Consider the following 19,861-nt stretch of genomic DNA (forward strand, 5'->3'; position numbering starts at 1 on the left):
AAAAACGTATTTTGCCTGAGTCGGCGTGCGCTGTCGCACAGAAGAAGCAGCCTGGACGGCGCATGCTGATAAAAAAAACAGGCCGCTGGCGCGACCTGTCTTGATGAAGCTAAATTGAAGTCTTACTTCGCCGCGACGCGGGTGCCGCCGGAGCCGCCCGGCTGCAGCAGCGCGAAGCGGTGCGACATGTCGGAAGCGTAGGACTTGAAGCGGGACATCTCGGCTGCCGTCAGCGGCGCCTGGGCTTGCACGTTCATCGTGCCCGGATCCTTGGCTTCGCCGCCGACGCGGAATTCGTAGTGCAAGTGCGCGCCGGTCGACCAGCCGGTGGTGCCGACGTAGCCGATCACGTCGCCTTGGCTGACCTTGCTGCCTTTTTTGATGCCAGGCGCAAAGCGGCTCATGTGGGCGTAGGCCGTGGTGTAGTTGGCCCAGTGCTTGATCATGACGAAGTTGCCGTAGCCGTTCTGGGTGCCGGCGAAATCGATCACGCCATCGCCCGATGCGCGGATAGGGGTGCCGGTCGGTGCCGGGAAGTCGATGCCTTTGTGGGCTTTCCACTGGCCGGAAATCGGATGCACGCGCATCGCGAAGCCAGAAGAGATACGGGAGAATTCAACCGGGGATTTGAGGAAGGCTTTCTTGAGGGCTTTGCCGTCGAAGCTGTAGTAACCGCCGCCCTGCTTGCTTTGTGGATCTTCGAACCAGACCGACTGATACGTCGTGCCCTTGTTGGTGAACTCGCCGGCCAGGATACGGCCCGCTCGCACAAACTCGCCATCCTGCCAGAACGTTTCGTAGACCACATTAAAATGGTCGCCGCGCTTCAGGTCGCCGCGGAAGTCGATGCTGGTCGAGAACATCTCGACGATCTGCTTGACGATGGTGTCCGGCAGCTTGGCGCCGTCTTCGCTCGAATCGGTAGCCGCATACAGCGTCGAGCTGATGGTACGCGCATGCATTTCCACGCGGCGTTCCAGCTTGGCCGCTTCTTCTTCCGCGACAAAGCCGTCGCCCTTGCGGGTGACCTTGATGTTCTTGACCGGATTGTCCTTGCCATCCACCACCACGGCGCGCAGCCATTGCAGATTGCCCTCGTCGTCGGTCTGCGCCTGTACGCGCTTGCCGGTCTTGAGCTGCATCACGCCTTTCGCGACCTTATCTTTTTTGATAAAGTTCTCGGCCGCGTCATCGTCGATGCCCAGACGGGTCAGCAGCGCGGCCAGCGTGTCGCCGGCGCGGATTTTTTCTTCGTGGACGAAGTGTTCGTTGGAGGATTGCTGTTCCAGCGCGGAGATCTGCGAGCTGAGATCCGGCAGCGCGACCGATTCCTGCACCGATTTGACCGGCAGGTCGGAGGCGTCGGGGGCGAGCGGAGCTACGCCGGCGGCGCCAAAAGCACACACTGCGAGAAACAATGCAGACGCGCTGATGATGCGCGCCTTGCGCGTAGAACCTAGCAGGCTGAACAAGCGTGAGCTCGTGAATTTATGTATTTGGTTCATGCAATCAGTTAAAATTTGCCGCTTGAACTATTCAGGAACGTTTTATTTCTTCTAATTGTTATTAAAGTTCGTTTTCGTACGGCAAGATTGATGGATCGAGGATTATAACAAACTCCTGAAGCTGCCTACCTTTTTCTGAAAAATACCGCAAAAAAACTATGACTACCTCTTCTTCGACATCGCCGGCCCCCTCTAAAGTACTGCCGTTGACCGACAGCGTTCTGGAGGCCCTCGCCATCACCAAACGCGGTGTCGACGAGTTGCTGATTGAAAGCGAGTTCGCGCAAAAGCTGGCGCGCTCCGAACAAAGCGGCGTACCGCTGCGTATCAAGCTCGGCCTGGATCCTACCGCACCTGACCTGCACCTTGGCCACACCGTTGTTTTGAACAAGATGCGCCAGCTGCAGGACCTGGGCCATCAGGTGATCTTCCTGATCGGCGATTTCACGTCGATGATCGGCGATCCGTCCGGCCGCAACGCCACCCGTCCGCCGCTGACGCGCGAGCAGGTCGAGCAAAACGCCATGACTTATTTCAAGCAGGCCTCGCTGGTGCTGGACCCGGCCAAGACCGAAATCCGCTACAACTCCGAATGGTGCGATCCGCTGGGCGCGCGCGGCCTGATCAAGCTGGCCTCGCACTACACCGTGGCCCGCATGATGGAGCGTGACGATTTCAGCAAGCGCTTCAAGAGTGGGACCCCGATCGCTGTCCATGAGTTCCTCTATCCATTGATGCAAGGCTACGATTCGGTCGCTTTGAAGGCAGACCTTGAGCTAGGTGGAACAGACCAGAAATTTAACTTGCTTGTTGGCCGCGAGCTGCAGAAGGACTACGACCAGGAACCGCAGTGCATTTTGACGATGCCGCTGTTGGAAGGCCTGGACGGCGTCGACAAGATGTCCAAGTCGAAGAACAACTACATCGGCATCACCGAACCGGCCAACACCATGTTCGCCAAGATCATGAGTATTTCCGACGTGATGATGTGGAAATATTACGAACTGCTGTCGTTCCGCTCGCTCGCCGACCTGGCCGCGCTGAAAGCCACCGTCGACGGCGGCGCCAATCCGCGCGACGCCAAAGTGGCGCTGGCGCAGGAAATCGTCGCCCGCTTCCACTCGCAGGCGGCTGCGGAAGAAGCGCTGAACGACTTCGTCAACCGCTCCAAGGGCGGCATTCCGGACGACGTGGCGGAAATCACGCTGCCGGGCGCGCCGGCCGGCATCCAGCAGTTGCTGAAATCGGCCAATCTGTGCGCCTCGGTGTCGGAAGCGGGCCGCATGATCGAGCAGGGCGGCGTGCGCATCGACGGCACCGTCGTCAGCGACAAAACGGTCAAGATCGAGGCCGGCACCTTCGTGCTGCAAGTGGGCAAGCGCAAGTTCGCGCGCGTCACGCTGACGGCATGATAGGGCTGCTGCAACGCGTCAGCGGCGCCAGCGTGGTGGTCGACGGCGCCACCGTCGGCGCCATCGACGCCGGCCTGATGGTGCTGGTGTGCGCCGAGCGCGGCGACACCGAGAAGGAAGCCGATGCGCTGCTGACCAAATTGCTGGGCTACCGGGTGTTCGCCGACGACGCCGGTAAGATGAACCGCAGCGTCACCGACGTGGCGGGCGGCCTGTTGCTGGTGCCGCAGTTCACGCTGGCGGCCGACACGAAATCCGGCACGCGGCCCTCGTTCACGCCGGCCGCGGCGCCGGCCGACGGCCTGCGCCTGTTCAATTATTTTGTCGAGCAGGCGCGCCAAAAGCATAAAGTAGTGGAAACCGGCCAGTTTGGCGCGGACATGAAGGTCACGCTGACCAATGACGGTCCGGTGACGTTCTGGCTGCAAACAAACGCAAAATAAAACAGGCGGTTGGGAGACGAGCATGAAACTTTCGAGCGACAGCTTTCGCGATGGCGGCGTCATTCCGGCAGACTGCGCGTTTGGCAAGCTGGACGCGGACGGGCAAGTCGTCCTGTCCGCCAACCGCAATCCCCACCTGGCATGGCGCGATGTGCCGGCCGGCACCGAGTCGCTGGCGCTGCTGTGCATCGACGGCGACGCGCCGCAGGACGCCAGCAACGTCAACCGCGCCGGCAGTTCGCTGCCGGACAGCCAGCCGCGCGGCGACTTCTTCCACTGGAGCCTGGTCGACATCCCGGTCAGCCTGCAAGCGATCGCGGCAGGCGCGCTGGCGCGCGGCGTGACCGCGCACGGCAAGCCCGGCCCGGACGTGGCGCTGGACGGCCTGACGCTGCGCCAGGGCATCAACGACTACAGCGGCTGGTTTTCGGCCGACCCGGCAATGGCCGGCGACTATTACGGGTATGATGGCCCCTGTCCGCCGTTTAACGATGAGCGCCTGCACCACTATATTTTCCGACTCTATGCGCTGGATACCCCGCGTCTGGAACTGGAAGGGCGCTTCAGCTGCGCCGACCTGCTCAACGCCCTGCACGGCCACATCATCGATGAAGCCCAATTGATCGGCACGTACACCCTGAACCCGGTCCTGGCCGCCCAGGCGCGCCGGTCCAGAAAAAAGATTGTATGAAGAACACCACTATTTTGCTGATCCGCCACGGCGAGACTTCCTGGAACGCCGTGCGCCGCCTGCAAGGCCACACCGACATCCCGTTGAATGACGAGGGCGCCCGCCAGGCCAACGCGCTGGCGCAGGCCTTGGCCGCCGAGCAGGTCGACGTGCTGGTCTCCAGCGACCTGCAGCGCGCGATGCAGACGGCGCAAGCCGTGGCCGACCAGTACGACGGCCTGGAGGTGCAAACCGACGACCAGTTGCGCGAACGCTGCTACGGCGTATTCGAAGGCATGCTGTACAGCGAGATCGAGCAGCAATACCCGGCCGAGTACGCGCTGTGGCAGGCGCGCGATATCGACGCCGTCATGCCGGCCGGCGAGCGGGAAGCGGAAAGCTTCCGCCAGTTCTACCAGCGCGCCACCGACGGCATCGGCGAGTGGGCGCAACGCCATCCCGGCCGCACCATCGCCATCGTCGCCCACGGCGGCGTGCTGGAGTGCGCCTACCGGGAAGCGGTCGGCATGTCGCTCGACAGCCCGCGCGATTTCCAGGTCAAGAACGCCAGCATCAACCGTTTTACTTGGACCGACGGTAAGTTGGCGCTCACCAGCTGGGGCGAAGTCGATCACCTGAGCCTGGCCGCGATGGACGATATTATCTGACGACCGTGCTTATAGTTTATGCATGGAAATGTTCGTTCATAACGGCAAGGCTGCACATTTGCCGAATACATAAAAAATAGTGCTTATTAATTGAGCAGCCCTTCGGTTAAAATAGAGGGTTCCTTCTTCCCGTTCAGGTATCGCCAGTGCAAATCGGCCCTCATTTACTGCGCAACAACGTTTTCGTCGCCCCCATGGCCGGCGTCACCGATCGCCCCTTCCGCCAGCTGTGCAAACAGCTCGGAGCCGGCTATGCGGTGTCCGAAATGGCGGCCTCGAATCCGCGCTTGTGGGCGACCGAAAAAAGCTCGCGCCGTACCGACCACACCGGCGAGATGGAGCCGAAAGCGGTGCAGATCGCCGGCGCCGATCCCAAGGACCTGGCCGATTGCGCCCGCTTCAATGTCGAGCGCGGCGCCCAGATCATCGACATCAACATGGGTTGCCCGGTCAAGAAAGTCTGCAACGCCTGGTGCGGTTCGGCGCTGTTGCAGGACGAGTTGCTGGTCAAGCAAATCCTCGACGCCGTGGTCGGCGCGGTCGACGTGCCCGTCACGCTGAAGTTCCGCACCGGCTGGAATCGCGCCAATAAGAACGCGCTGAACATCGCGCGCATCGCCGAGGACGCCGGCATCGCCATGCTGACCCTGCATGGCCGCACCCGCGCCGACGGCTATACCGGCGACGCCGAGTACGACACCATCGCGGCGGTCAAGCGCTCGGTTGCCATTCCAGTGGTGGCCAACGGCGACATCACCACGCCGGAGAAGGCCAAGTTCGTGCTCGACTACACCGGCGCCGACGCCGTCATGGTCGGCCGCGCCGCCCAGGGCCGTCCGTGGATCTTCCGCGAGATCGACCATTACCTGCGCACCGGCACCCATCTGCCGGCGCCGTATGTGGACGAAGTGCGCGCCCTGATGGATGAACACCTGCGCGCCCACTATGCCTTCTACGGCGAATTCCTGGGCGTGCGCACCGCGCGCAAACACATAGGCTGGTATGTGCGCGACCTGCAAGGCGGCGAGGAGTTCCGGCAGAAAATGAACCTGCTGGAATCCACCGAAGAACAACTGATTGCCGTTGATCAATTTTTCGAATCCCAGTGGAGTTACGGCGAGCGGTTACAATACCGCCTCCCTGAAGAATTAGCAGCAGCGTAAGACGGCGTAGAGAGCCTAAAAAAGTCGGATCAGAAGGGTAGGCGCCAGGGTCATAAGCCCCGCAGCGATTTACCAGCGTCAACAGATTAAAAGCGAACGATATAAAATGAGCAAAGAAAGTATCCAGGAAGTAGTCCAGAAAAGCCTTGAAGATTACTTCAACGACCTGGGCGAGCAGCAGGCATCGAATATCTACGACATGGTCGTGCTGACCGTGGAAAAACCGATCCTGGAAGTGGTCATGACGCGCGCCGACGGCAACCAGTCGCATGCCGCGCAGATGCTGGGCATCAACCGCAATACCTTGCGCAAAAAACTGCAAGAACACGGCCTGCTGTAACAGCGCGCGTTTTTCCGGCATGAGTGGCTGGGGACGGCCGCTGTTGCCGCACCCGCAATACCGAATACGTTTTACCTCATATTCAACCACTAGCCCCCTCTCAAGCCATGATTAAACAAGCTCTCATCTCCGTCTCCGACAAAACCGGTGTGCTGGACTTCGCCCGCGCGCTGTCCGCCATGGGCGTCAACATCCTGTCGACCGGCGGCACCGCCAAACTGCTGGCCGACAACGGCGTGGCCGTGACCGAAGTGGCCGACTACACCGGCTTCCCGGAGATGCTCGATGGCCGCGTCAAGACGCTGCACCCGAAAGTACACGGCGGCATCCTGGCCCGTCGCGACTTCCCAGAGCACATGGCCAAGCTGGCAGAGCACGACATTCCGACCATCGACATGGTGGTGGTCAACCTGTACCCGTTCCAGGCCACCGTGGCCAAGGACAGCTGCACGCTGGAAGATGCGATCGAGAACATCGACATCGGCGGCCCGGCCATGCTGCGCTCGTCCGCCAAGAACCACAAGGACGTGGTCGTCATCTGCGATCCGGCCGACTACGGCGTGGTGCTGGCTGAAATGAAGGCCAGCGACAACGCTCCCGGCTACGTCAGCTACGACACCCGCTTCACGCTGGCCACCAAGGTCTACGCGCACACCGCGCAGTACGACGGCGCCATCGCCAACTACCTGACCAGCCTGGACGCCAGCCGCGCCCACGCCAGCCGCAACACCTATCCGAAGACGCTGAACGTGGCGTTTGAAAAGGTGCAGGACATGCGCTACGGCGAAAACCCGCACCAGTCGGCCGCGTTCTACCGCGACGTCACCTCGACCGAAGGCGCGCTGGCCAACTATCGCCAGCTGCAGGGCAAGGAACTGTCGTTCAACAACATCGCCGATGCGGACGCCGCATGGGAATGCGTGAAGAGCATGGGCAGCTTCGACCAGAGCGCAGCCTGCGTGATCGTCAAGCACGCCAATCCTTGCGGCGTGGCGCTGGGCGCCAATGCTGTCGACGCCTACAAGCGCGCGCTGCAGACCGATCCGACCTCGGCGTTCGGCGGCATCATCGCCTTCAACGTCGAAGTGGACGCCGCTGCCGCCACCGAGCTGGCCAAGCTGTTCGTCGAAGTGCTGATCGCGCCGACCTTCACCGCTGAAGCCAAGCAGATCCTGTCGGCCAAGCAGAACGTGCGTCTGCTGGAAATCCCATTGGGTAACGGCGTCAACGCGATGGACTTCAAGCGCGTCGGCGGCGGCCTGCTGGTGCAGTCGGCCGATTCGAAGAACGTGCTGATCGGCGACCTGAAAGTGGTCAGCAAGCTGCAGCCTACGCCGCAGCAGTTGCAGGACCTGATGTTTGCCTGGCGCGTGGCCAAGTACGTCAAGTCCAACGCCATCGTCTTCTGCGGTAACAACATGACCTTGGGCGTGGGCGCCGGCCAGATGAGCCGTATCGACTCGGCCCGCATCGCTTCGATCAAGGCGCAGAACGCCGGCCTGTCGCTGACCGGTTCGGTCGTGGCGTCGGATGCCTTCTTCCCGTTCCGTGACGGCCTGGACGTGGTGGTTGATGCCGGCGCGACCTGCGTGATCCATCCGGGCGGCTCGATGCGCGACCAGGAAGTGATCGACGCCGCCGACGAGCGCGGCGTCGTCATGCTGTACACCGGCACCCGTCACTTCCGCCATTAAGACCTAAGTAGCTTGCACAGTGCGGCGGATCTGTGGATCCGCCGCACTGTTTTTATATACAGCATTCAATGTTCCCGGTTACAATCCGGGAATGATTATTCTCGGCATCGACCCCGGCTTGCGCACGACCGGCTTTGGCGTTATCCACAAGCAGGGCGCCAAGCTGCGCTACATCGCTTCCGGCACTATCAAGAGTGGCGAGGGGGATCTGCCCACCCGCCTCAAGGTGATCCTGGACGGCGTGGCCGAGGTGGCCCGCACCTACCAACCCGACTACGCCGCCATCGAGCAGGTGTTCGTCAACGTCAATCCGCAATCGACTTTGCTGCTGGGCCAGGCGCGCGGCGCGGCTATTTGCGCGCTGGTGTCGGCCGACCTGAGCGTGGCCGAGTATTCGCCGACGCAGGTCAAGCAGGCGGTGGTGGGGACCGGCCGCGCGGTCAAGGCGCAGGTGCAGGACATGGTGGCGCGGCTGCTGTCGCTGCCTGGCCTGCCCGGCAGCGATGCCGCCGATGCGCTCGGCGTCGCCATCTGCCACGCCCACAGCCGCGAAACGCTGACCCTGATCGCCGGCGCCGGCAAAGGCACGACCACGGCCGCGCGTGGCCCGCTGGCCGGCCTGCGCATGAAAAACGGCCGCCTGGTCGGCTAAACCTCCCTCTTTAAAGGCAATCACACGATGATCGGTCGTCTCTCCGGTATTCTGCTTGAAAAAAATCCGCCGCAACTGCTGGTTGACTGCGGCGGTGTCGGCTACGAAGTCGATGTGCCGATGAGCACCTTCTACAACCTGCCCGGCGTGGGCGAGAAAGTGGTGCTGTTCACGCACCAGGCGATCCGCGAGGATGCGCATCTGCTGTTCGGCTTCGGTAATGCCGAGGAGCGCGCGGTGTTCCGTCAGCTGATCAAGATCACCGGCGTCGGCGCGCGCACAGCGCTGTCGATTTTGTCCGGCATGTCGATCGCCGACCTGGCGCAGGCGGTGACGTTGCAGGAGTCGGGCCGCCTGATCAAGGTGCCCGGCATCGGCAAGAAGACGGCAGAGCGCTTGCTGCTGGAACTGAAGGGCAAGCTGGGCGCGGACCTCGGCGCCGGCGGCGCGCACGCCGTGCCGGACTCGCAATCCGACATCCTGAACGCGCTGCTGGCGCTGGGCTACTCCGACAAGGAAGCCTTGCTGGCACTGAAGACCGTTCCCGCCGGCAGCGGCGTCTCGGACGGCATCAAGCAGGCACTGAAGGCGCTGTCCAAAGGCTGACACGCCTCAATCGAATCGCAGGCGCCTCCGCCTAAGCTCGACCATCGAGCTTAGGCGGAGGCGCCGATCATGGACCAGCCAACACGTTTTCCGTGGGGTGATTTCCCCGACGTTTTGATCCAGGCATCAGAACAATACGTCAAACACCATGTCGGCTATCAGCAGGCCAAGGAGGGCGACGTTACCGCGTCGGTCAACCTTGTATTGGACTCGTTTTCGCACGAGACAGTAAATCGCATGGATAGGGAGTTCGGTCCGCATGCTCCGGTCCTTCTTCCCGTGCAGGCAGAAGAATCCGCAGGTATGAACTCGATTCCCAGAACGATGGCTGAAGTACTTGGCCACCTGTTGAAATGGGATGTAGAGGACCGTGTCTTTCAGGCGAACGTGGTTGGCCATACCGGTGCGAGCGGGTTTGTTCGGTTGGCGCGTCAGCCGATTTTCAAGGGCTGCGTAGAATCTGGCCTACACTATGTATTAATCGATGATTTTGTCGGTCAAGGTGGAACATTGGCCAATCTGCGAGGCCATATTCTAGGCCAGGGCAGCCAAGTCCTGGGTGCGAGTGTTCTAACCGGAAAGGCACATTCGGCAAGGTTGACGCTAACTGGTAGTCAGCTCGTTGAGTTGAGGAGGAAACATGGAACAATCGAATTCTGGTGGAGACAGCGTTTTGGCTTCGGGTTCGACTGTCTCACCGCTTCCGAAGGGCGATATCTCATCCAGACTGCAACAAGCGAAAGAGTCATTGAACGCTTGGAAGAAGTTGGTCGAGGAGGGTAAAGTTGAGCCTTTGGTTGTGCAGTTGGATAGCCTGCCTGAGTTGAGGGGGAAAGTCCGTATGCTGAGCCAATCGGAGCAGGAGCAGCTTCTTGCCGGGAACGAAATGATAGGGGACTACGTGCGCCGGATATTAAACACCGCGCCACCCTAGTTGAATGACAAGAACACTTGATTGAGTATTGATGAGCATCCAGACCGACAGCTTCACCGAACAACGCATCATCGACGCGGCGCCATCGTCGCCGAATGAGGAGGCGATCGAGCGCGCTTTGCGCCCCAAGCATCTCGATGAATACGTCGGCCAGTCCAAGATCCGCGACCAGCTGGAAATCTTCATCGCCGCCGCCCGTAACCGCAAGGAAGCGCTCGACCACACGTTGCTGTTCGGCCCGCCCGGCTTGGGCAAGACCACCTTGGCCAACATCATCGCCCGCGAGATGGGCGTCAACCTGCGCCAGACCTCCGGCCCGGTGCTGGAGCGCCCGGGCGACCTGGCCGCCATCCTGACCAACCTGGAAGCCAACGACGTCCTGTTCATCGACGAAATCCACCGCTTGTCGCCGGTGGTCGAGGAGATCCTGTACCCGGCGCTGGAAGACTACCAGATCGACATCATGATCGGCGAAGGCCCGGCCGCGCGCTCCGTCAAGCTGGACCTGCAGCCGTTCACCTTGGTCGGCGCCACCACCCGCGCCGGCATGCTGACCAATCCGCTGCGCGACCGCTTCGGCATCGTCGCCCGGCTGGAGTTCTACAACACCGAGGAACTGACCAAGATCGTCACCCGCAGCGCCGCGCTGTTGAAGGCCAACATCGCCCCGGACGGCGCGGTGGAAATCGCCCGCCGCGCGCGCGGCACGCCGCGTATCGCCAACCGCCTGCTGCGCCGCGTGCGCGACTATGCCGAAGTCAAGAGCAACGGCGACATCACCAAGGCCACCGCCGACGCCGCGCTGGTCATGCTCGACGTCGACACCGTCGGCTTCGACGTCATGGACCGCAAGCTGCTCGAAGCGGTGCTGTACAAGTTCGGCGGCGGCCCGGTCGGCATCGGCAACCTGGCGGCGGCCATCGGCGAAGCGGCCGATACCATCGAAGACGTGCTGGAACCCTACCTGATCCAGCAAGGCTTCCTGCAACGCACGCCGCGCGGCCGCGTGGCCACGCCGGCCGCCTACAAGCACTTCGGCGTCACGCCGCCGCGCACCAATCCCAACGGCGAATTGTGGGATCTGTGATGCAGATCTGGGTCGACGCCGACGCCTGTCCTGCGGTCATCAAGGACATCCTCTACCGCGTGGCCGACCGCGTGCCGCTGCAGGTCACGCTGGTGGCCAACCAGCTGCTGCGGGTGCCGCCATCGCGCCATATCCGTTCGGTGCAAGTGCCGTCCGGCGCCGACGTGGCCGACCAGGAAATCGTGCGCCTGCTGGCGCCCGGCGACCTGGTCGTCACCGGCGATATCCCGCTGGCGTCGGACGTGCTGAAGAAGGGCGGCTACGCGCTCAACCCGCGCGGCGAGTTCTACACCAACGATAACATCGCGCAGATGCTGACCATGCGCGCCTTCATGGACGAGCTGCGCGGCAGCGGTGTCGACACCGGCGGCCCGGCCGCGTTCAACCAGGGCGACCGGCAGAACTTCGCCAACAGCCTGGACCGGCACATCAGCAAGGTCCAGCGCGAGTCGCGCGGGACCTGATTATTTGGGAATGCGCATGGTGGGCACGAAGCGGATCAGGTAGACGGACACGCAGCCGCCGATGAGCAGCAGCATGATCTGCAAGCCGGGCTTGTCCACCCGCCACATCGAGTAAGCCAGCGACGACCACATGAAGATCAGCACCCAGATCTTGCCGCGCAAGGGGATGCCCTTGCCGTTCTCGTAGTCGCGCAGGTATTTGCCGAAGATGGGGTTGGTTTGCAACCAGTGGTGCAGGCGCGTCGAGCCGCGCGCGAAGCAGGCCGAGGCCAGCAGCAGGAAGGGTGTGGTCGGCAGCAGCGGCAAAAAGATGCCGAGTATGCCCAGCGCGACGGCCAGGCAGCCGACCAGGTTCAAAAATATTTTCATTCAATCAGCCTGGTGGGGGAGCGCCCCATTATCCATGCTCTGCCGCAGCGTGGATAGTAGGGGCGTCCCGCCCTGGCTTACTTCGTGACGGTACGGGTACCGACCACTTCGACCGTCACGCGGCGGTTCTTGGCGCGGCCTTCGGCCGTGCGGTTGTCGGCCAGCGGCTGGGTCTCGCCCTTGCCCTCGGTGTAGATGCGCGAGGCGTCCACGCCCTTGCTCACCAGGTAGGCCTTGACCGCTTCGGCGCGGCGCAGCGACAGCTTCTGGTTGTAGTCGCTGGCGCCCACCGAGTCGGTGTGGCCGACGGTGACCATCACCTCGGTGTCCATGCCTTGCAGCTTGAGCAGCAGGTCGTCCAGCGCGGCCTTGCCGTCCGGCTTGACGGCCGACTTGTCGAAATCAAACAGCGCTTCGGCGGCGAACGAGACTTTCTCCGAAGTCGGCTGCGGCGCTTTCGGCGGCGGTGGTGGTGGCGGTGTTACTACAGGCGTCGGCGCTGGCGTCGTTTCGGCGGCCGGCGGCGGCACATACACCGGCGCGCTCTGCGCCGGACGGCCCAGCTTGTAGACCAGGCTGACCGACAGCAGGTCGACGTTGCCGCGATTGCCGACGGCGTCGTTGAGGCGGTAGCGTTCCACTTCACCGCGCAGCGCCAACGCTTCGCTCAGCTTGTACTCCAGGCCGAGGCCGGCCTTGGGGTTGAACTTGTGTTCGCTATGATCGGGGCCGGTGACCGCCGCCAGGCGGTTGCCGCTGAAATGCGTGCTGGTCTTGGCGTAGTTGGCGCCGACCCGGCCCAGCAGCGACAGCCGCTCGGTCAGGGGCAGTTGCGCCAGCAAGTCCAGGTTGGCGCCGCGGAAGCCGGCCTGGCCGTTGAGCGTGCCGTTGCCGGAGGTGGTGGCGTTGAAGCCGAACTTACCCAGGTCGAAGTAGCCCAGCTCCACAGCCAGGTAGCGGTTCAGCTGCTTGCCGACAAACAGCTTGTAGCCGGTGTCGCGTTCGTCCGTGTTGAAGGCGGTGACGCTGGCGCCGTTCGCCTGCAGGCTGTTGGTCAGACGCTGCTGGTCGATGTTGGCGCGCGAGCGGCCGACGCCGGCGCCCAGGTACCAGGCGCTGTTGGCCCAGTCCGGGTTGACGAAGGGTTCTTCCGCTTGCGCTACCTGCATGGCGAGCATGGCGCAGGCGAGCGCGCTCAGTGTTCCGATTTTTTTTGCAATGGTCATGATGTGGTCCCTGAGAGGTGAGCGTTTATTTGGCGATCTGGTTGTTGCGCAGCGTGACGGCGGCGGCGGTCAGCACGCGGCCATTGAGCAGCGTGGTGTTGTCGCCCACCGTGATCGCAGCCGACTGGCCGAGGATGGTGCCTTTGAAGACGCTGTTGGCGCCCAGCGTGGTCGGGCCGACCGGTACCCAGCTGACATTGCCCGCGGTGGCGCCGTTGCTCAGGGCGACGATCGAATTGGCGGTCGAGTTCAGCGTCAGCGCGGTGCGGAAGATGTACACGCCGGGACCGCTCAGCGTCAGGGTGCCGGTGATGTTGATGGCGCCCGAGTAGCAGTAGACGCCTGGCGCGAAGGTTTGGCCGCCGAGGTCGATGTCGCCGGCAAAGCTGACGTCGCAAGTGCGGCCGTTGGCGTTGCTGATCGCGGTTTGCAGGTCAGCCAGGGCGCCGGCCAGGATGGCGCCGGATTTGTAGTTGGTGAACCCGGCCACCAGCGTCGGATCGGTGGTTTGCGACGGCGAACCGACGTCACCGGTGATCAGCGTGGTACCGCCGGCGTTGTTGGTCAGCGAGGTGCCGGCCAGTACCGCGAAGCTGGCGGCGCCGCCCAGCGGGACTGGCTGGGCAACCGGTGGCAGCACGATGACGGATGCAACGGTCAGCGTCGCGCTGGCCGATTTTGCGCCGACGGTGGCGGTGATGGTGGCGCTGCCGGCGGCGATGCCGGTGGCGACGCCATTGGCGGCCACGGTGGCGATCAACGGGCTGTTCGAGCTCCAGGCTGCGCTGTTGGTGACCAACGCGGTGCTGCTATCGGAGTAGGTGGCGGTGGCGACGAATTGCTGCTGTCCGCCGATCAAGACGCTGGCGGTCAGTGGCGTGACGGTGAGGCTGGTCAGCGTCACGGCAGGCACGGTCACGGTGGTGGTCGCGCTCTTGCCGTTGGTGCTGGCGGTGATGACCGAACTGCCCGATGCGGCGCCGGTAACCAGGCCGCCGCTGCTGACGGTGGCGCTGGCTGGCGTGGCCGAGGTGAAGGTCGCGCCGACGGTCAGGTCCTGGGTGGAGGAGTCCGAATAGGTGCCGATGACGGCCAGCTGGCGCGTGGCGGCAGTCTGCACGGTCGGCGCTTGCGGCGTGACGGCGATGCTGGTCAGGGTCAGGCCGGGCACGGTGACGGTGGTGGCCGCGCTCTTGCCGGCGCTGGTGGCGGTGACCACCGAGGTGCCGAGGGCGGCGCCGGTGACCAGGCCGCCGCTGTTGACGGTGGCGCTGGCAGGCGTTGCCGACACGAAGGTCGAACTGCCGGTCAGGTCTTTGGTGGTGGCGTCGGAATAGGTGCCGAGCACGGTCAGTTGGCGGCTGGCGGCAATCTGCACGGTCGGGTTTTGTGGCGTGACGGCGATCGACAGCAGCACGGCCGGGGTGACGGTCAGCGTGGCCGAGGCGGTCTTGCCGTTGAAGGCGGCGCTGATGACTGAACTGCCGACGCTGGCGCTGGTGGCCAGGCCGGTGGTGGCGGCGACGCTGGCGACGGCCGGCGTGGCGGAGCTCCAGGCGGCGGTGACGGCCTGGGTGGAACCGTCGCTATAGGTCGCGCTGGCGCTGAACTGCTGGGTCGTGCCGAGCGCGATGCTCGGCGCCTGCGGCGTCACCGCCAGCGACACCAGCGTGGCGGCCGGCAGGCCGAGGATGGGATCGCGCCCCTGGTCGCCGCCGCCGCATCCTGCCAGCAGGGCGGCGGCAAGCAGGCCGACGGAACAGATTAGGGTCTGGGTAGATCTTTGCAGGAATTTCATGATGTTTCCTTTGTGCTGAAACAGTGGACCAACTAGCAGCCTTCGCTGAATGCGAAAAGCAAGTGGTCCACGATGTCATGCCCGGCCGGGCCGGTATGTGCGCTGGCGCGCATAGCACATTGAGACTAGGAAACTTTGTGGAAATTAAACGTCGCTACGTGTCCGGCGGCGCCAGGCGAGCAATGCCAGACCGGCCAGCAGCATTGCGTAGGTTTCCGGCTCCGGGACGGCGGAGATCAGACGCAGGGACGTCAGGTCCGAGGTGATACCGATAGAACCTGTGTTAGTGCTACGCATAAAAGAAAATTGGTTGTTGTTAAAACTAGTCGCTTCGCTGCCGGGAGCATGCGCAAGATCGAGCCTGGCATGGGTATCGGAGTAGGTGATCGACATGGAGTCCATGACGCGGTTATTGTCAGTGGACGAGGAGCCGCCAATAAAGAAGTAGTCCTGTGCGTCGGTCCAGTCGTGTGGGTAGCTGACTTGCCCACCATAGGAAGCGAGGTGCTGCTCGACTGCGAAGCCAACGTTGGCGGCCTCGAATTTGCCTGACAGTTGCATGTGGTCGGCGTTGTAGTGAACGAACGTGGCTTTGTGGAATGCGTCCGTCTCAAACGATTCTGTCGCCGTTATGGTCATATCGGAATCGTAAACGAGTACACCCTTGACGACGTCTCCAAGTGAAACAACGCCACCGTCCAATGATGTTGACGCGACATCGGTAGGAACGTTCCATGGAATTGGGGTGAGGGTAATGTGATTCACAACCGCGGTGTACTCGAATGTATAAGTGGTCGCTTGGGCGCTGCCGTTGAGCGTAACAACGGCGAGCAGTGCCAGGAGGGTTCGTTTCATATGAATAACTAAAATTAACAATGGTTAATTATCTACTTTAATGTATTTTTTGTCAATTTATGTATTCCAGCGATGACCGCTGATTGCGGCCGAATTAGTCGTTTACACCCCCGAAACCTTACAGCGGATACAAAAAATATAAAAATGAAATGATTGTAATGATGGGGTGATGTCATGTGACCAACACGAGCCGCGCAACAGCGCGGCATCCTGTTCACATAACCAAGGAAGACATCAGATGAAACCTTACACTCTCGCCCGGGCCGTGCTGGCCGCTTGCATCAGCCTGTCCGCTGTCGCTCAGGCGGCGGACGTCACGTTCACCTTCACCAACACCGGGCCGGTGGGCGGCGTTGGGGTCGCGCCTTTGTGGCTGGGGCTGCACGATGGCGGCTTCGACAGCTTCAATGTCGGCGCCGCTGCCTCGGTGGCGATCGAGCGCGCCGCCGAAGACGGCAATGCCAACGTGCTGACCGCCGACTTCGCCAACCAGGCCACGGGCGGTTTGCAGGCCAGGCTGCCGCTGGGGCCGCGCTTTCCCGGCACCAGCAGCACATTCACGCTGCACAACGTCGATTTGAACGGCGCCAACCGCTATCTGAGCTACGCCGCGATGGTCGTGCTCAGCAACGATTTCTTTATCGGCAATGACAACGCCAAGGCGATCGATCTGTCGTCGCTGGCGGGTGGCGGGCAGCTGTCGCTGGCGCTGGGCGGCGCCGGCCATGTGTACGACGCCGGCACCGAGCAGAACAACTTTGCTTATTCGCTGGCCAACGGCGCCTACGGCATCGGCGGTGGCCAGAGCGGACCCAATCAGGGAGTAGACGAACATGGCGTGGTGCACGTCGTCACCGGCAATCCCTATGTGGACTTTGTCGATGGCGGCAACTACGTGCCGGCCAATTTCGACTGGACCGCGCTGAACTTCAACAGCCAGCAGTCCTTCGGCCGCCTCGATATCTCGGTAGCGGCCGTGCCTGAGCCGGAAACCTATGCGATGCTGTTCGCCGGACTCGGCTTACTTGGATTCGTTGCGCGCCGCCGCGCCAACAGCGCCAGCATCGCGAAGCCGCCCAGCAGCATGGCGTAAGTATCGGGCTCTGGTACGGCGGAAATCTGCCGCAGGGAGGTCAGCATGCCATCGGCATACAATTGAGCGAGCGGCTGTCCATCGTCGTCGTTCTTGAAGTATGCGAAGAGCATCGAACCCTGAACTGATTGGAAGCCTTGCAGCGATGTAGGGACCGCTGCGCTGGAGAGGGCGGTGCCGGTCGGGTCGGTAAGAGTCAGATTGAAGCCGCCCCTGCTGGCACCGTCATCATAAGCCGAGCTAAAGAGCAGCTGGTCCGCGCCGCCTGGGGGACGGTTAGTCACCTGCAGGCCGCTGCCGAGTTTTGTCCAGCTGGCGATGGCGCTGCCGTTATGGCTCAATTCGACTGCTGTGGTATTTGGCGTGGTTGCATCCCAGTATATGTTTTCGCCTGGGTCGGCGAAATACAGTCCGGTGGCGGTGTTGAACGAAATGTGTCCGGTGACCTGGTCTCCCACATTGACAGCGAAGCCCGGTGGGCTATAAGGGGGATGGTGTCATCGAAGAACTGGATGTTCACGGCTGTAAAGGTTGCCGTATATTCGAATTCCAGTATCGACGCCTTCGCTGCGGTGCCGTATGCCAGGCAAGCCAATAGTGCTGCGTGGATGATTTTCATGGCCACTTCGTTGTTAAGTTAGCCATGTCGTATCATATTAATTATTATTTGGCAATAATTCCAAAAAATAAAGCCGACCACTGGTCGGCTTTTGCTTGAGCGTCGAGGGCTTATTCCTGGCGCACCCACACTTGCGAACGGCCCAGCAGCGGCATGCCGACGTAGCCGCGCATGCTCAGTTTCTTGCCACCGTCGGTCAGGTGCAGCTTGCACTTGTAGGTCTCGCCGTCGTCCGGGTCGAGGATCTGGCCGCCGTTATATTCGTCGCCGTCCTTCTTCAGGTTGCTCATGATGACCATGCCGATCACCGGCTTGCCCTTGCGCGCGTCGCTGCATTTTTCGCAGTTCGGGTTCTGGTCTTCGTTCGGCTCGCGGAACAGCTTTTCGATCTGGCCTTGCAGCACGCCATTGCTTTCCGTGATGCGGATCAGCGCTTTCGGCTTGCCGGTTTTGTCGTCGATGTTTTTCCATAAGCCCACCGGCGAGCTGTCGGCGGCGAAGGCCGGGGCGATGGACAGGAAGGCCGCAACCGCCAGGCCGATGAATTTCAAAGTGCGCATGTGAGTCTCCAGGTTATTTTTTGTCCAACGAGTGTAGCAAATAAATGACCGATCGTACTATTTCCGTGGTTTTTACACAAATAATCTAAAACAAGATAATATGTGTAAATGAAAAAGACACCCGAACAGCAAAATCTGCTCGAACAGATGCGCCAGGTCGCCGACGGCCTTGGCAAGACCTTGGCGCCGTTCTGCGAAGTGGTGCTGCACGATCTGACCGATCCCGAACACGCCATCCTGGCGATCCACAACAACCTGTCCGGCCGCGCCATCGGCGCGCCGGCCACGGAGCTGGGATTGGCGCGCGCCGCCGATCCCGACGTCGCCCAGGTGATCGCCAACTACCCGAACACCTTTGCCGACGGCCGCCGCGCCAAGAGCACCTCGATCGGCATCAAGGACAGCCAGGGCCAGTACGTCGCCGCGCTGTGCATGAACGTCGACCTGACGGTGTTCCGCAGCCTGAACACCTTGCTGACCCAGTTCAGCGCGGTCGACAACGATTCCGCCGTGCGCGAGACGCTGGAGCCGGCCGGCGCCGACGCCATCCGCGCCCGCATCGACCAGTTCGCTGCGCGCCTGGCCACCACGCCGCGCGCGCTGAAAGCCGACGAGCGCAAGGCGCTGATGCGCGAGCTGAAGGAGTCCGGCCTGGGCGATGTGCGACGCGCCATGGACATCGTCGCCAACTACTTGAACGTCTCACGCGCCACGGTGTACAACGATGCCAGATAACGCCCAGCTGTTGTTATTGGACCGCGACCAAGCCACCGCGCTGTTGCAGCCGGACGAAGTACTGGCCGCCGTGCGCGAGTCCTTCCGGCTGCACGCCAGCGGCGACGGCCGCATTTTTCCGCTGGTGCGCGAGGTGCTGCCGGCCGGCGTGTTCGGCATCAAGTCCGGCGGCGTGATGACGCAGGACCTGCTGGGCATGAAGGCTGCCGGCTTCTGGCCCGGCAACCGCCAGCACGGCGCCGACGGCCACCAGGCCACCATCATGCTGTTCGACCCCGCCAGCGGGCGGCCGCAATGCCTGATCGACGGCAACGCCGTCACCACCACGCGCACCGCCGCCGCCGGCGCCCTGGGCTTGCTGGCGCTGGCGCGGCCGGACAGCGCAAGCCTGTGCGTGTTCGGCACCGGCGTGCAGGGCACGGCGCATGTCGACTACGCGCTGCGCGTGCTGCCCGGCCTGAAGCGCGTGCGTTACCTGACTTCCGACGGCCGCCGCGATCCGCAATTTGAAGCGCGCTTCGCGCAGCGCTGCGACATCGCGCCCGGCGCCAGCGCCGATGCGGCGGTGGCGGCCAGCGATATCGTCATCACCGCCACCACCGGACGCGGCCCGTTGTTCTCGGCGCACGCCGTGCGGCCCGGCACCCATTTGAACTGCGTCGGCAGCGACACGCGCGGCAAGCGCGAACTGCCGGAAGGCATGCTGGCGCTGGCCCACACCTGGGTCGACGATATGGCGCAAGCGCTCAGCATCGGCGAGTTGCAATGGACGCCGCAAACGCCGGTGCAGGAATTCGGCGCGCTGCTGGCGGCCGATGCGCCCGCGCGCCACGGCATCGCGGCGGACGCCATCACCATCTTCGACATGACGGGCATCGCCCTGCAGGATCTTTCGGTGGCGCGCATGCTGCAACGGCGCGCTTTGGCAACTGGCACGGGCACCAACATCGCCTGGCCCTGGTAAGACT

The 19,861-nt window shown here is 62.6% G+C and carries 22 protein-coding genes; 15 read left to right on the plus strand and 7 right to left on the minus strand.

The annotated features are described in order from the left end of the window. Positions 1-122: 122 nt before the first annotated feature. On the minus strand, positions 123-1,505 hold the full coding sequence (locus V6M89_RS18270; RefSeq protein WP_332854496.1) for a M23 family metallopeptidase: 1,383 nt from the start codon (positions 1,503-1,505) through the stop codon (positions 123-125). Between the two features lie 158 nt (positions 1,506-1,663). Here V6M89_RS18270 and tyrS point away from each other — a divergent pair, with 158 nt between their 5' ends. The 12 genes from tyrS to V6M89_RS18330 all read left to right on the plus strand — a co-directional run bounded on the left by tyrS (position 1,664) and on the right by V6M89_RS18330 (position 11,638). Continuing rightward, entirely contained in the window at positions 1,664-2,917 is a 1,254-nt protein-coding gene (tyrS, locus tag V6M89_RS18275) for a tyrosine--tRNA ligase (RefSeq protein ID WP_116992313.1), read from the plus strand. Continuing rightward, positions 2,914-3,360: a D-aminoacyl-tRNA deacylase gene (gene dtd, locus V6M89_RS18280; RefSeq protein ID WP_332854497.1), complete on the plus strand. Its 447-nt coding sequence runs from the start codon at positions 2,914-2,916 to the stop codon at positions 3,358-3,360. The genes tyrS and dtd overlap by 4 nt, the downstream gene beginning before the upstream one ends. Positions 3,361-3,382: 22 nt before the next feature. After that, positions 3,383-4,051: a YbhB/YbcL family Raf kinase inhibitor-like protein gene (locus V6M89_RS18285; RefSeq protein WP_332854498.1), complete on the plus strand. Its 669-nt coding sequence runs from the start codon at positions 3,383-3,385 to the stop codon at positions 4,049-4,051. Continuing rightward, positions 4,048-4,698: a histidine phosphatase family protein gene (locus V6M89_RS18290; protein ID WP_332854499.1), complete on the plus strand. Its 651-nt coding sequence runs from the start codon at positions 4,048-4,050 to the stop codon at positions 4,696-4,698. The genes V6M89_RS18285 and V6M89_RS18290 overlap by 4 nt, the downstream gene beginning before the upstream one ends. 146 nt (positions 4,699-4,844) lie before the next feature. Beyond that, positions 4,845-5,861, plus strand: coding sequence for a tRNA dihydrouridine synthase DusB (dusB, locus tag V6M89_RS18295; protein WP_332854500.1), 1,017 nt, complete (start codon positions 4,845-4,847; stop codon positions 5,859-5,861). A gap of 106 nt (positions 5,862-5,967) precedes the next feature. Further along, positions 5,968-6,201, plus strand: a complete 234-nt coding sequence (locus V6M89_RS18300) for a helix-turn-helix domain-containing protein (protein WP_008445162.1) — start codon at positions 5,968-5,970, stop codon at positions 6,199-6,201. Positions 6,202-6,308: 107 nt separating this feature from the next. After that, positions 6,309-7,895 carry a bifunctional phosphoribosylaminoimidazolecarboxamide formyltransferase/IMP cyclohydrolase gene (purH, locus tag V6M89_RS18305; RefSeq protein ID WP_332854501.1) on the plus strand — a complete coding sequence of 529 codons (1,587 nt, stop codon included), beginning with the start codon at positions 6,309-6,311 and terminating at the stop codon, positions 7,893-7,895. 91 nt (positions 7,896-7,986) lie between these two features. Further along, positions 7,987-8,547, plus strand: coding sequence for a crossover junction endodeoxyribonuclease RuvC (gene ruvC, locus V6M89_RS18310; protein WP_332854502.1), 561 nt, complete (start codon positions 7,987-7,989; stop codon positions 8,545-8,547). 27 nt (positions 8,548-8,574) lie between these two features. After that, positions 8,575-9,153: a Holliday junction branch migration protein RuvA gene (gene ruvA / locus V6M89_RS18315; protein WP_116992320.1), complete on the plus strand. Its 579-nt coding sequence runs from the start codon at positions 8,575-8,577 to the stop codon at positions 9,151-9,153. Between the two features lie 69 nt (positions 9,154-9,222). Then, on the plus strand, positions 9,223-9,936 hold the full coding sequence (locus tag V6M89_RS18320) for a hypothetical protein (protein ID WP_332854503.1): 714 nt from the start codon (positions 9,223-9,225) through the stop codon (positions 9,934-9,936). 182 nt (positions 9,937-10,118) lie between these two features. Then, positions 10,119-11,174 (plus strand): Holliday junction branch migration DNA helicase RuvB, encoded by a 1,056-nt coding sequence (gene ruvB, locus V6M89_RS18325; RefSeq protein WP_116992322.1) that lies wholly within the window; start codon positions 10,119-10,121, stop codon positions 11,172-11,174. After that, complete coding sequence (locus V6M89_RS18330) at positions 11,174-11,638, plus strand: YaiI/YqxD family protein (protein WP_332854504.1); 465 nt, start codon at positions 11,174-11,176, stop codon at positions 11,636-11,638. The genes ruvB and V6M89_RS18330 overlap by 1 nt, the downstream gene beginning before the upstream one ends. Here V6M89_RS18330 and V6M89_RS18335 read toward each other — a convergent pair whose 3' ends face one another. From V6M89_RS18335 to V6M89_RS18350, 4 genes are all read right to left on the minus strand, one after another. After that, complete coding sequence (locus tag V6M89_RS18335; RefSeq protein ID WP_332854505.1) at positions 11,639-12,007, minus strand: YbaN family protein; 369 nt, start codon at positions 12,005-12,007, stop codon at positions 11,639-11,641. A 77-nt stretch (positions 12,008-12,084) separates the two neighbouring features. Further along, complete coding sequence (locus V6M89_RS18340; protein ID WP_332854506.1) at positions 12,085-13,233, minus strand: OmpA family protein; 1,149 nt, start codon at positions 13,231-13,233, stop codon at positions 12,085-12,087. 25 nt (positions 13,234-13,258) lie between these two features. Next, positions 13,259-15,031 (minus strand): Ig-like domain-containing protein, encoded by a 1,773-nt coding sequence (locus V6M89_RS18345; protein ID WP_332854507.1) that lies wholly within the window; start codon positions 15,029-15,031, stop codon positions 13,259-13,261. Between the two features lie 144 nt (positions 15,032-15,175). Continuing rightward, positions 15,176-15,886, minus strand: coding sequence for a PEP-CTERM sorting domain-containing protein (locus tag V6M89_RS18350; protein WP_332854508.1), 711 nt, complete (start codon positions 15,884-15,886; stop codon positions 15,176-15,178). Between the two features lie 238 nt (positions 15,887-16,124). On the opposite strand from V6M89_RS18350, the gene V6M89_RS18355 reads away from it, so the two are divergent. Further along, positions 16,125-16,979 carry an FxDxF family PEP-CTERM protein gene (locus V6M89_RS18355; protein ID WP_332854509.1) on the plus strand — a complete coding sequence of 285 codons (855 nt, stop codon included), beginning with the start codon at positions 16,125-16,127 and terminating at the stop codon, positions 16,977-16,979. Here the strand turns inward: V6M89_RS18355 and V6M89_RS18360 are convergent. Both V6M89_RS18360 and V6M89_RS18365 read right to left on the minus strand, forming a co-directional pair. Next, a complete protein-coding gene (locus tag V6M89_RS18360; RefSeq protein ID WP_332854510.1) occupies positions 16,880-17,437 on the minus strand; it encodes a PEP-CTERM sorting domain-containing protein in 558 nt (185 codons plus the stop codon). The two genes, V6M89_RS18355 and V6M89_RS18360, sit on opposite strands and share 100 nt — an antisense overlap. A 271-nt stretch (positions 17,438-17,708) precedes the next feature. Continuing rightward, positions 17,709-18,158 carry a DUF2147 domain-containing protein gene (locus V6M89_RS18365; RefSeq protein ID WP_332854511.1) on the minus strand — a complete coding sequence of 150 codons (450 nt, stop codon included), beginning with the start codon at positions 18,156-18,158 and terminating at the stop codon, positions 17,709-17,711. 108 nt (positions 18,159-18,266) lie between these two features. On the opposite strand from V6M89_RS18365, the gene V6M89_RS18370 reads away from it, so the two are divergent. Further along, positions 18,267-18,893: a helix-turn-helix transcriptional regulator gene (locus V6M89_RS18370; RefSeq protein WP_332854512.1), complete on the plus strand. Its 627-nt coding sequence runs from the start codon at positions 18,267-18,269 to the stop codon at positions 18,891-18,893. Beyond that, entirely contained in the window at positions 18,883-19,857 is a 975-nt protein-coding gene (locus tag V6M89_RS18375) for an ornithine cyclodeaminase family protein (protein ID WP_332854513.1), read from the plus strand. Before V6M89_RS18370 ends, V6M89_RS18375 begins: the two co-directional genes overlap by 11 nt. The last annotated feature ends 4 nt before the right edge of the window (positions 19,858-19,861 follow it).

Source organism: Duganella sp. S19_KUP01_CR8 (assembly GCF_036688705.1).
In the GTDB taxonomy this organism is placed as follows: domain Bacteria; phylum Pseudomonadota; class Gammaproteobacteria; order Burkholderiales; family Burkholderiaceae_D; genus Rugamonas.